Source organism: Peribacillus asahii, from assembly GCF_003570725.1.
GTDB classification, from domain to species: Bacteria; Bacillota; Bacilli; order Bacillales; family DSM-1321; genus Peribacillus; species Peribacillus asahii.
The window spans coordinates 36,603-48,326 of record NZ_QWVS01000048.1; the positions used below are offsets into that span (position 1 = coordinate 36,603).

The window sequence follows — 11,724 nt, forward strand, 5'->3', positions numbered from 1 at the left end:
ATAAAAATTTATTTTAGTTTATTTTTTACCATAAACCAAGTACTTTCCACAAGAGTCCTCCATCAACACTCCAAATAATAATATGAATGACTGAGACGCCAAATCCGATTAACTACCAGTTGTCTTGCGAAACATAGCTTGAACTAAAGAATATAAGAGCAGGACCGGAACCGTAATGGGTTAGACATCCAACCAAGTTACTTTTTATTATGCTGCGGTAACAACAGCTGGTGTAGATACAGCATCTCTAGCTGTTGACCCTGTTGCTAAACCAACTAGTGGAAAGATTCATTCCTGCACCTAATGGGAATGAGAAGAATGGAATTAATAATAATTTACTGCTTCCAAGGAACTTTCTCATATCAGAATCAATATTCCCTAAAATCATTGCTATTATTATTGGAATTAATGCTCCTACAAGTGCTTCAAAAAGAATGGGGGCAAGTCTCTATGCACCTAATGCAACTAAAAAAAGTGTTTGGGCAGAAAAATAGTACAGTTTTTTTCATTGTTTATAAAAAAAGACAAGCTTTTTTGAACTTGTCTTCATAAATATACTTATTTAAATTCTATTTTCTTGTTTACCATCACTTGTGATAAGGTTCACCGCGTTATATCTAAATGAGGTAATGAGTTGGAATGACTCTATCTTACTTACTCAATCCAAGCTATTTACCTCTCTATTTTCCAAACCTTTTACGATATCCACATTTTCTGCATAGTTCCTCCACTGCCACTCTTCGTGAAAAACCATCTACAAGATTTTTGGCTCTGTCCATCTCGATAATATCAGAAAATGAATGATCATTAATATTTCCAAGGTTAATAACTCCCTCACCATCCAGACAACAAGGGATAACCGTTCCATTTGCTAAAATCCCTGCTTGATTTCGCAGGCCATAACAGAAGCCCTTCCCATCATCCTCTTCTTCATGTAACGCAGGCCACTGGAACTCGTAATCTTGATTAATGAAGATGCGTTCCGCAATTTTCACGCCGCTTCCTGGTACGACCTTCTCTTCAATTTTGTAGTCTAAATCAAATTCTTTCTCAATAATTTCTAGTAATTCTCTGTTTCGTTGTCTTTCTATATTCGTCGCATTGTCTTGTGTAAGGTTCCATAATCTCAGGGAAACAATCATTTCTGATTGGCTCGTTGCTTCTTTAATAAAAGAAAGGATGCTTCTCACATACCCTTCCTTATCTTTAGAACCAATATGGCCATCAAAGCTATGGAGTGAGAAATTCATTTGTCTTAGTGCAGGCTTATTTAATAATTTTTCCCTCTTTTTATTAATTAATGTTCCATTGGTTGTAATATTGACTTTAAACCCTTTTTCATGACTTAAGTCTAACAATTGGTCTATTTTAGGATGGAGCAGCGGCTCCCCTTTTACATGTAAATAAATATAGTCTGTGTGCGGTTTAATTTGGTCTAATCTCTTAGAAAAATCCTCCACAGAAATGAACTGCTTCTGTCGTTCTGTTGGCGGACAAAAGCTGCATGCAAGATTACACACACTTGTAATCTCTAAATAAAACTTTTTAAATTTTTTCACTATCAATTCCTCACTTCTTCGACTCTTAGAACAGGATGAACTATTATTCTATCACTATTACAGCATATTTATTCCTAAATGGGAACATGCTTATTCAAGGAAACTACCGTTACCATTTCATATATGTATATGTATTTATTTGCTTTTCCTGTAAAACTTGCATATTTTCCTCCTAAACATTATAGTTTAAAGGAAAAACCCCGTAATTTAGTACTACTGGATTTTAAGTCTATCTTCTTAATTCTTTAGCAACTTCTTCTAAAACAGTATTGTGAAATGAAGTATAGGATTTTCCGTGCTTCATTTAAAATCCCGGATTTCGGAAGATCAACATTTATGATTATCTACATATAAGTTGTTTCAAAATATAATGTAAGTCATTTATCTTCATAATGCATCTCGATAAATTTGAATTTGTGCACTAAGGAAGTGGTTTTTAAGTTGATGCAACTAGAAAAAAATAAAAAGATGTTTCTATTTATATTCTTGGGCGTTTATATATCCGTATTGGTATACTTTATGTTTTTCGGATTTGGCCGTCCGCAACTCGCAGTAATCCGCGAATATCGGTATTCGTTCATACCTGATTCGATTCCTTTGTGGCTGCCTAAACATTTTTCAATAGATATTATAAAACTATGGATCTTTGCTCTTGGCAACCTATTAGCATTTGTTCCGTTTGGAATACTTGTACCGATGGTTTCCAAAAATCATTTTAAAACATACTTTAAGTTTATTAGCTTGTTTGTGTTTTTTATTCTATGTATGGAAATTGTTCAAATGGTAACTTATTTAGGAATCTTTGATATAAACGATATTATTGTAAATACAATGGGTGCAACAATTGGCTTCTGTTCATATAAGATAAGCGAACGTATGAATACTTTGAGAAAGTATCTAGTTTCTATGGGATTGTCCATTGTAGGGTTATCTTTGCTGATGTTCCTCATTGCGTCGGTATTTAACATGACAATCACACCACATCTTCAAAATACATTCGGACTTTGATTAGGATCATTCCAGTTTATCATGAAGTAAAGATTATGAATATAATGAGGGAATTAATTAATGGATAACAGTGTCATGGAATGACAGGAAGTAAAATGGATAATCAGAAAACAAACAAGCCCAAACCTTTGATACAAAAAGATTTGAGCCTTGTTTAAATGATGACCTGTGAGGGACTTGCCCCCCCCCCCTCAAACTCCTAACAAATTACGTAAGAAAAACTCTTATCGTTGAATCTATTAAAACATCCAGCAAAATTGGTTTTTTCTCATTAAACGCTTTCTCAAAAGCTGGTTGGAGTTCTTCAGGTTTTTCAATTCTTATCGAATCGATTCCAAATCCCTTTGCCACACTAACAAAATCCACTGCAGGTTCATTTAAATCCATTCCAGGAAAAACGTTTTGTTTGGCGGAGTCTCCGTCGATATTCAGAATTCCACCTTTAAGAATCATGTAGCTTTGATTATTCATAATCACAAAAACAACTGGTAGGTTATGCTTGGCGGCATTCCATAAAGATTGGATATAGTAAAGTGAAGAGCCATCCCCAATCACATTAACTACCCTTTGATCAGGACGTCCTAACTGAGCACCAAGAGAAGCCGGCATACCGTATCCAAGACCGCCGCCCTTTAGCGCGATAAGACTGCCAGGTTGATTCAATTCCAAATAACTATGTGTGAACCTTCCGGAGGTCACGGATTCATCAACTACCAAAACATTCTCAGGGAGTGCTTTATTTAGTTCATATACGACTTCAGCAGGGGATAACGGAACTTGTCCTCTCGTCCCTTCTAATTCTTTCAAACGCTGTTCATCACTTTGTTTTTTCATTAGCAAAGTTTTTTCTTTTAAACTCTCAAATCGGGCTCGGTCCTCATTACTAGCATGAAGGTCGATTAGTTCTGCAATCTCTTTAACTGCGATTCTTGGATTTGCCAGAATAGCAGTATCAACATACATATTTTTTCCCAGTTCCCACTCTCCGCTGTTAATAGCAATCACCTTGGTTCCTGGTTGAACAATAGGTCTGTCAAAATAAAGCAATGGAGCCTGACTTGTTACCCCAACAAAAACAACTACATCTGCATCTTTGAGTACCTTCTCGATATATGGACCATTAGGTAGGCACCTCCCTGTATACTGTGGATGTCCATAAGGAAAGTTTAATCGAGAGCATTGATGCTCAACATAAACCGGGGCTCCGATCACCTCTGCAAGCTGAACCATCTCGTTCAAACCTTCACAGCTTGCTAATTGATCCCCAACCAAAAAGACAGGGTTCTTAGCTTGTCTAATCAAAATAGCAGCATTTTGCACAGCTTCAAGGTCTCCCCTTATATTAGAGGAAACAACGGTTAGAGGAATGGGTTCTGCATCTACCTCTTGCCAAAGTACATCAGAAGGAAGAGAAAGGAAAACGGGGCCCATCGGTTCAGTTAAGGCCATTTTGAATGCTCTATGTAATACTGTCGGTAATTCTTGAGCATTTTTCACTTCCCAGCTCCATTTAGTGTAATCCTTGACCATGCTAACCATTTCACCCCAGAGTGCAGGTTCTTGTATAGCGAGTCTAGTGTCCTGCTGCCCGGCAGTGACAATGAGAGGGACCCCTGCTCGATAAGCATCGTATACGTTCCCCATACCATGAGCAAGACCCGGAGCTGCATGCAGGTTAACAACGCCTGGTTTTCCCGTTGCTTGTGCATAACCTGCCGCCATACCAACACAGACATCCTCATGTAATGAAACAATAAATTCAATATCTGGATAGTTCACCAAACCATCGATTAATGGCAATTCTGTTGTCCCTGGATTTCCAAATAAGTACTCTACCTCGTATTCTTTCAAAGCCCTTAGAAAAAAATCTCTACCTAGCATTACGTCACACCCTTATATTTTAATAGAACCCATGGCCATTTTTTATTAAGACCGATCCCACTTTCAAACTGTAACTAAATACTGTTCAAGAGTCGAACGCAGTTCTGGCGGAATGACCTCGGACTGTTGTGTTTGAAAGTTAAAACAAACGACAACAGCACTTCCAACTGCAATCATTGCACCTGTATCTGCTGATTTAATTTCGTGTGCCAATGTATAGCTTTTTGTTCCGATTTTAGAAACCCTCGTGGAAAGAGTTAGTGTTTGGTTTGCATATGCCTGAGCCAAATAATCACACTGTGCTGAAGCCACAACGAAATCCATTTCTCCCCTATTATCTTTGTCGTAGCCGACCGCTTTAAAAAATTTTGTTCGTGCTTCTTCCATATATATAAAGTAACTAATGTTATTGACATGACCTGCTGCGTCTGTCTCACAAAACCTAACATACACATCGATTTCAGGAATGTTATTCATATTCAAACCCCTTTCTATTGACTGATTCTTAATAATCCTTGATTATTTATGCTTTTTCCTTTGCCAAATTGTATATTTCCTGTCGATATCCCCTTTATGCTCATACTATAGGGTCTTTCATCCTCTTAAAGTATAATTCTCATCACCTTTTACTAAATTTCTAACTTAGTAGGAAGCTTCTACTTTATACAAGAAGCTCGTCACCTGCGCTTCACTTGTTATTACAAAGAAACGCCACCGTCTATTGCAATAACCTGTCCTGTAATATAATCACTTCCATTGCCAGCTAAAAAAAGTGCCGCCCCTTTTAGTGAGTCAGGGTCTCCCAATTTTTTCATAGGATTTTTATTTATTATTGCAGCCTCTTTTTGTTCAAGTACATGCTTTGTCATTTTCGTTTCAAAGAATCCCGGTGCAATTGCATTGACATTTACTCCATACCCCGCCCATTTTCTTGCTAAATCTTTCGTAAAATGATGGACCGCTGCTTTACTTGTACTGTATCCAATTGCATTTAGGACTTCCGGAGGCTCTGCCTTCAACCCTGCAACAGAACCGATATTAATAATCTTCCCTTTGCTGCGACTGATCATATGTTTTCCAACGGCCTTTGACATTAAAAATGTACCGGTTACATTCACATTTAAGACCTTTTGCCACGCTTCAAGCGGCATATTCTCCGCTTTTTCTCCCCAAGTAGCCCCGCTATTATTGACGAGAATATCGATTTGGCCAAAATCAGAAAGAACGGCTTCCACTGTGTGGGTCACATCTACTTCACTGGCTACATTGCATTCATATGCCTTTGCCTGTATAGAGAACGTATTTTTCAAATCATCTGCGGTTTCCTGACAATTATGTAATTTGCGAGAACAGACAGCTACATTTGCACCATATTCCGCAAATACTTCTGCAATCAATCTTCCCAATCCACTTCCCCCGCCTGTAATAAGCGCTGTTTTTCCACTTAAATCAAACAACGATTTCGTCATAGTTCTCCTCCTATCAGGTCTTACTTGAGATAATCCTTAACGAACCTTTAACAACATCGACTGGAGACTGAACCTTCTTCATCTATTAAAGTGAGGTCCTGTGTGTTGTGTAGCCATTCCTTATTTCTTCTCCTTTTATTAATGCAACTTACGTGCCAAGTTTTTAGTGGGATAAACGGCTATATTTTATATGAATAAATCGTTAAATAATTCAATATTGAATCATCTCTCATCTATTCCGCCTTTTATAGCTATTCATTATTGTATCGTTGATTCATTTATGAATAACTTACGGATGCTTCACTCCTAAAAACGAGCTATTAGAGAAAATACTAGGTTAAAAGTGAAGGAATTCTGTTTATAAATCAAAACAAGAAAATGACGTGTAGAATGGTACACGTCATTTTCTTGTTTTCTGTATATCTTATTAAACTAAAGCCTTCCGAGTTTAAGTAAGATCCTTCACAATCTCTTCTACACCTTAATATAACTCCAATTTTAATGTGTTACTCTAGAATCTGATTGATTAAAAAACGACGCCTTTTTAACTTAAAGAAAAGCTCCCTATCGGAATAACTGATGGTTTTCTTACAGCAAGTTTACGAAGATTTGAGTAAATTTAGTGAAGTAAAGAAGAGAATATCCAAACTAATATTCTCTTCTTAAGATTTACCCGTTTAAAAAGAAGGTAAGTTATCTAAGTTATTTTCTTTAATACCATCGTTCACTACGTATAATATCCCTGCCATACTTATGAAATACGTCCACATGAGCTAACTTCCCTGATTTTGCTTCATCAAGAGCGGTAATATAATCTAGTTCTCTTCCACTGCTTGTTTTAAAAGCAATAATATCGTCCTCATCATTTTTACGAACTGCAACAATTTGTTCTACTCCTGAATCGACTTCCTCGTCTACTTCCAATTGAGCATGGCCTTCTCCTTGTTTTAAGTATTCATTATAAACTTTTTGAAAGTCTTTTTTATCCATAAAATCCACCTCCAAAACATTTTATTAGTATGGTCGAAAACTATTAGTTTATGTACTATTATGTCACCCTTTTTTATTGCAGGCATAAAATTTTATCAGCTTTGAAACAAATGGATTTTGGCCAATTTTCTGGTATTGTTGAAATGGATGCAACCTATTTCCTATACTCTGAAAAAGGGAAACGAAATTTAAATGGGCGTAAAACTCGCAAACGTGGTGCTTCTCAATTCCGTGGCATCAGTAAAGAACAAGTTTGTTTGGTAAGAAAAATGGTGATTAATCGTTGTCTGTTATCCACCAATGCTACTTATGATAAATTAAAATTATCGACATTTAAGTTATAACTTGCCTTATGGGGACGGGTGAATTTTAGAGAAATGTTAAAAATAACCTAAGTAGGAGGTGAGAAATTGAAAAAACAATATTTTGTTCAATTCTCAGACGATAGTATAAAAGATGATTTTGTCCTTCCGAAAGATATGTTTAAATCAATGGATATCGGAATTAGAGACATAGATACGGACTTTCTTTATACATTGATTCAAAATATATTCAGCTTTCCTATATTCTTTGTGCTGGAATCTGTGATTTTTGAACATATTGAAAAGATTATTTTGGAAAGGAATATTCCTTACTATAAGTTTGCTTCTGACGGTTTTATTACCAAAATTGATTCGGTTAACACACTAAAAGTAATTTGTGATTGTACGGTTGATTTAGTTTTAAATGGATTGAGCGTGTTTATTTTCTTTGGACAGGGACTTTCTGAAGAGAATTTAGTTCCAACAAGAAGCTGGGATAAGCCTATTGAATTTAAAAACATTGATTTTGAAAAGGTCGATACATTTATTGATGTACACGAGGTTGGACTTACTATATTTAGTAAGAATGACAAATACAACTCCCTAAGAAAAGTTACACACTATATCTCGGAAGACTACTCGCTTGATTTAGAAAACAGTGACATTTGATTAGCTTAAATAAGAACAAAATCAAGGACCTTGTTTGAGGTCCTCAATTTATATTCGCTTATATTTATTTAACAGACCCTAAACTTTAAATGCAGCATATTAATTTTTTCATTCGTTGCCAATGTTCATTTTGTTCCACCAATATTTTATCATCTTGTTGCGTGACTGTTATTTGAATAAGAAAAAGGCTTCACTCCATATTGAAGTAAAATACCCGTTATTTTAACCTAGAATATTTCTTTAAACCCCGTCTAGATTTTTATTAATCGATTTTTCCACTATATACTGATACCCATAAATAATAATTGCTAATGACACACATATAAAATACCATATAGTGTGATTCAACTTTTTTAATTTAAAAATTCCTACCTCTTCCCATAATTGTGCAAAAGGATAAGCGCAAATGGCATCTACCACCATATTTGTAATTAAATACTTCTGGAAATTACCGTATGTTAGTTTAAATACCCATAGTGTGGTTACAAAAAAAGGACCTAATATATATGTGAAATCCACAAAACCGAGAGATAAAGGATTTTTATTTACCCACCATTTTTTCTTATTAGCAATTACACTTAACACACTTATGAATAAATTAACAAAACTTGCTACAGGTAAAAACCTAAAAAATGTTTTTTCCCCATAAAAGGAACAGTTAGCCAAGGAACGATTAACATTACTAAAGCGAACGTCTTTTTATTAACCATTTAAATCAACTTCCCTCTGATATGTTGTTTATAATATTGCTCTAACTAACTGTATTTATTATTTTTTCTTGTTGAACTATCCAGCTAGTTCAAGAAAAAAAGGCTGCCGTAGCAACCCAGTTAAAAAATTTACTTTTACAAATAAATAAGTCAAAAACACCATCGGGGCGCTTTCATTCTTTTATTTCTTTTTCAATTCATTAACAATTTCGTTAATGCGTTTTTCTACTTCATAAAGGTTCTGCTGCATCCGATCACGCCGACTGGTCAAGACCTGCAATTCCTTTTTTAATTCCTCTGTTTTACTCATGATTTCCCCCTCGTGATTATGATACATCATTAGTATGCTAGTAGCCGTCGTTCTCAGACAAGGAAGAAAATGTATGCCGTATTGGCAGACATTCTTTTTGAAATTTGCTTTGTTAGTCGAATAAGAGAAAGAGGTGCCGCAGCAATTCACGCTTAAACTCAAGCACCCGTTAAGAACACTATTTCACAATATTTGTTAGATTTTATAAGAAAACACAATATTATTCTTTAAATGATAAACCCTCTTCTTCTAATGAAGTCCTCATAATTGGTAAGGAGGCTGGTCCAATACCATGGATTTTTAGAATTTCTTTTTCGGTGTATTTTGAGAGTTTTTGTAAAGTAGCAATCCCTTTATTAACTAAGGCATTTTTGGCAGGTGAGCTTAGTTTCGATAGAAAGCCACTTTCAGGTTTATTCTCTTTATCACAAGTAGGGCAACTTGGGCAGTCACTACTTTTGTAATACTTATGCCCTTTTTCACAAACTCTTAAACTCTTTTCTGCTTTCAATATTACCCCTCCTACTAATTTCTAAGTCCAATATAACATACTTCTATTTCTGCAAAAATTCGTCTATTCCTATTAAACAAACCTCCCAGTTAGCTTAAATACATTTATTCACAATATCCATTTCCCTTACTAAGCATTACTAAACAATCTAGCCCTAAAATAAAAAAAGCGCTGATCCTTATTATTACAGGAAAGCGCCCAATTGCAGAACAAGCATAAATTTATTTTGGAAGATTCAGTTGCCATGAAACACCGAACTGATCATTTAGCCAGCCAAACTTCTTACTGAAACCATAGTCACCTAAAGGCATAAGTGCTTGCCCATCCATGATGAGTTTCTCATAAAGATTGTCAAGCTCCTCTTCTGTATCACAAATAACAAAAATTGAGAATGAAGGAGTAAATGAAAACTGATGTTTCACATTACTGTCAATGCACATAAATTCTTGCCCTTTTAAGGAAAAAGTAGCCTGCATTACAGTTCCTTCATCTCCAGTTTCATTCGCTCCATAGCGAACAATACTTGTAATTTCTGAATCGTCAATGATTGATATATAATGATTCATCGCTTCTTCTGCCTTGCCATCTTGAAACATTAAGAATGGTGTAACTTTTTCCATATAATCGACTCCTTTCCTAACTAAAAAAGGTTATTTTTTGCGAAAATGCTATATCATATTTGACACAGCCCTACACTCTTATATCCCGTGTTTTTCTAAAAGTACAAATCATATTACTGCGGCTGCTCTCCTGGGACGTTCACTTGGAAAGTAACGCCGAACTTGTCCTTTACTTGCCCATACAAGGGGCTCCAATCCGTCTTCTGAAGGGGCATAATGACTTGTCCGCCGTCTTCCAAAGCGGCGAAGATTTCTCTAGCTCTATCCTCTTCTTTAGGATGAATGGCCATCTGAATCATATTGCCTGGCTGATATGGCATGCCTTCGTACGTATCGCTGAACATAAGATCTGCTTCTCCGACTTTCAAGTGTGCATGCATAATGCGCCCCTTCATTTCATCCGTTAACGGATAATTCGGGTCCTCCGGCATATCTCCGAACGTCATGATACCCATCACTTTCCCGCCAAGCGCTTTCTCGTAAAAATGGACCACATCTTTCGCATTACCGTTAAAAACAAAATAAGGGTTCAAACTAATTGACATCATTCAACAGCTCCTTAGTTCTAATTTTTTTACAATACTTAAGTAATTCCTAAGTGACAGTAACCACCTTCCATTATTACCATAAACATACTTTACAACACAGAACGTATGTTCGTCAATAAAAATATAATTGAAAACTTGTAGATTTAAAAGAAAGTTTGATCATTTTTCCACCTGTTTTGTTCCATAACCTGACCCGAGTTATGACACCGTTTGTTTTAAAGAACTCAAAAAAGCTAATCTCTAAGTTTGAAATCAGCTTTAAAAAACTACTTATTCAACTAAAGCACCTGTTCAATAAGGTTATGGAATGGGAGAACACTACTCCCACTCATAATCATCAATTACCAGCTCGACCTTTTCTGGCATTATTTTTTGGAGAAAGTCTAGTGTGGAAAAGTGTTCATCATTTGAGAACGCCGTAATATAATCGCCATCATACCCCACCCAAAACATAGTGGAATTTTCAGTTAAAGTTGCTATCGGGGTATTGGCCATCCATTTTAGTTTAACAAGTCTAGTTCGGTTATTTTTCGTCTTTTTTACAGGATAAGGTGACTCATATTCCCTTTCCTCTAATCTGAACACATCCTGTTTTAAGGACCATAATGATAAGTTCAACATACTCCCATTCCCGTGTAAATAAGGATAGTATTCTTTAAATTGCTTCGGGCTGCGGATAATTGCCTTTACAAAGAAAGTATCTTTACGACTCCCCTTCATATAATTAAACTCTATATTCTGCATCTTAAACAGCTCTTCGCACTCTGCTTGTTGAAAATCATAGATTTCCGCAAGTGAATAAATAGGGTAATAATCTGGGCTCTCCATCCAATTACAAAAGAATTCTTCATGGGTATCTTTATAATCACCATCAATATAACAAGAAAACTCTACAATATATTGGAACTTACCGTTAATCTCAAAGGGATAAGTGGCTTCTTCCCCCGGCACAGTTATTATTTTTCCGGGAGGGAAGTAGCTTATTTCTACCTTCATTTTAATCGCCTCTCTTAAAAGGTTGGAATAGTTTATTTTTATTATATTACCACGTGAAACCGTTGTTTTCGCTGGCTTATTAGTATTATCAGCTTATTGAACTAATCTCCCGTTAGCACAAATCGAGTAGAGGGAAAATAAATGTATTATT

Annotated in this window: 13 protein-coding genes and 2 pseudogenes; 3 read left to right on the top strand and 12 right to left on the bottom strand. The window is 35.8% G+C overall.

Annotated features, from left to right (window positions below):
- Positions 1 to 247: 247 nt before the first annotated feature.
- Complete coding sequence (locus D1953_RS18260; RefSeq protein WP_245980247.1) at positions 248 to 388, bottom strand: 2-keto-3-deoxygluconate permease; 141 nt, start codon at positions 386 to 388, stop codon at positions 248 to 250.
- Between the two features lie 292 nt (positions 389 to 680).
- Positions 681 to 1,559 carry a radical SAM/SPASM domain-containing protein gene (locus D1953_RS18265; protein ID WP_119118585.1) on the bottom strand — a complete coding sequence of 293 codons (879 nt, stop codon included), beginning with the start codon at positions 1,557 to 1,559 and terminating at the stop codon, positions 681 to 683.
- 444 nt (positions 1,560 to 2,003) lie between these two features.
- Between D1953_RS18265 and D1953_RS18270 the strand changes: the two genes are divergently transcribed.
- Entirely contained in the window at positions 2,004 to 2,567 is a 564-nt protein-coding gene (locus D1953_RS18270) for a VanZ family protein (RefSeq protein ID WP_245980252.1), read from the top strand.
- Between the two features lie 207 nt (positions 2,568 to 2,774).
- On the opposite strand, the gene D1953_RS18275 is transcribed toward D1953_RS18270, so the two are convergent.
- The 4 genes and pseudogenes from D1953_RS18275 to D1953_RS18290 form a co-directional block, all read right to left on the bottom strand.
- Entirely contained in the window at positions 2,775 to 4,448 is a 1,674-nt protein-coding gene (locus tag D1953_RS18275) for a thiamine pyrophosphate-binding protein (RefSeq protein ID WP_119118586.1), read from the bottom strand.
- A 63-nt stretch (positions 4,449 to 4,511) separates the two neighbouring features.
- Positions 4,512 to 4,925, bottom strand: coding sequence for an acyl-CoA thioesterase (locus D1953_RS18280; RefSeq protein ID WP_119118587.1), 414 nt, complete (start codon positions 4,923 to 4,925; stop codon positions 4,512 to 4,514).
- A gap of 221 nt (positions 4,926 to 5,146) precedes the next feature.
- Entirely contained in the window at positions 5,147 to 5,917 is a 771-nt protein-coding gene (locus tag D1953_RS18285) for an SDR family oxidoreductase (RefSeq protein ID WP_119118588.1), read from the bottom strand.
- A gap of 677 nt (positions 5,918 to 6,594) precedes the next feature.
- Positions 6,595 to 6,907: pseudogene (locus tag D1953_RS18290) on the bottom strand (DUF3892 domain-containing protein).
- A gap of 56 nt (positions 6,908 to 6,963) precedes the next feature.
- Here D1953_RS18290 and D1953_RS18295 point away from each other — a divergent pair.
- Positions 6,964 to 7,170 (top strand): annotated as a pseudogene (locus D1953_RS18295) (IS1595 family transposase); the annotation flags it as partial.
- Positions 7,171 to 7,317: 147 nt separating this feature from the next.
- Positions 7,318 to 7,878, top strand: coding sequence for a hypothetical protein (locus D1953_RS18300; protein ID WP_119118589.1), 561 nt, complete (start codon positions 7,318 to 7,320; stop codon positions 7,876 to 7,878).
- A gap of 240 nt (positions 7,879 to 8,118) precedes the next feature.
- Here D1953_RS18300 and D1953_RS18305 read toward each other — a convergent pair whose 3' ends face one another.
- From D1953_RS18305 to D1953_RS18325, 6 genes are all read right to left on the bottom strand, one after another.
- Positions 8,119 to 8,544 (bottom strand): hypothetical protein, encoded by a 426-nt coding sequence (locus D1953_RS18305; RefSeq protein WP_119118590.1) that lies wholly within the window; start codon positions 8,542 to 8,544, stop codon positions 8,119 to 8,121.
- 225 nt (positions 8,545 to 8,769) lie between these two features.
- Positions 8,770 to 8,898, bottom strand: coding sequence for a hypothetical protein (locus D1953_RS22020; protein ID WP_281271575.1), 129 nt, complete (start codon positions 8,896 to 8,898; stop codon positions 8,770 to 8,772).
- A 220-nt stretch (positions 8,899 to 9,118) separates the two neighbouring features.
- A complete protein-coding gene (locus D1953_RS18310; RefSeq protein WP_119118591.1) occupies positions 9,119 to 9,409 on the bottom strand; it encodes an RNA polymerase alpha subunit C-terminal domain-containing protein in 291 nt (96 codons plus the stop codon).
- A gap of 221 nt (positions 9,410 to 9,630) precedes the next feature.
- The gene (locus D1953_RS18315) at positions 9,631 to 10,029 is read right to left on the bottom strand and encodes a VOC family protein (protein WP_119118592.1); all 399 of its coding nucleotides are present in this window, start codon (positions 10,027 to 10,029) and stop codon (positions 9,631 to 9,633) included.
- Positions 10,030 to 10,142: 113 nt separating this feature from the next.
- The gene (locus D1953_RS18320; RefSeq protein WP_119118593.1) at positions 10,143 to 10,574 is read right to left on the bottom strand and encodes a VOC family protein; all 432 of its coding nucleotides are present in this window, start codon (positions 10,572 to 10,574) and stop codon (positions 10,143 to 10,145) included.
- A 321-nt stretch (positions 10,575 to 10,895) separates the two neighbouring features.
- A complete protein-coding gene (locus D1953_RS18325; protein WP_119118594.1) occupies positions 10,896 to 11,573 on the bottom strand; it encodes a hypothetical protein in 678 nt (225 codons plus the stop codon).
- Positions 11,574 to 11,724 lie beyond the last annotated feature (151 nt).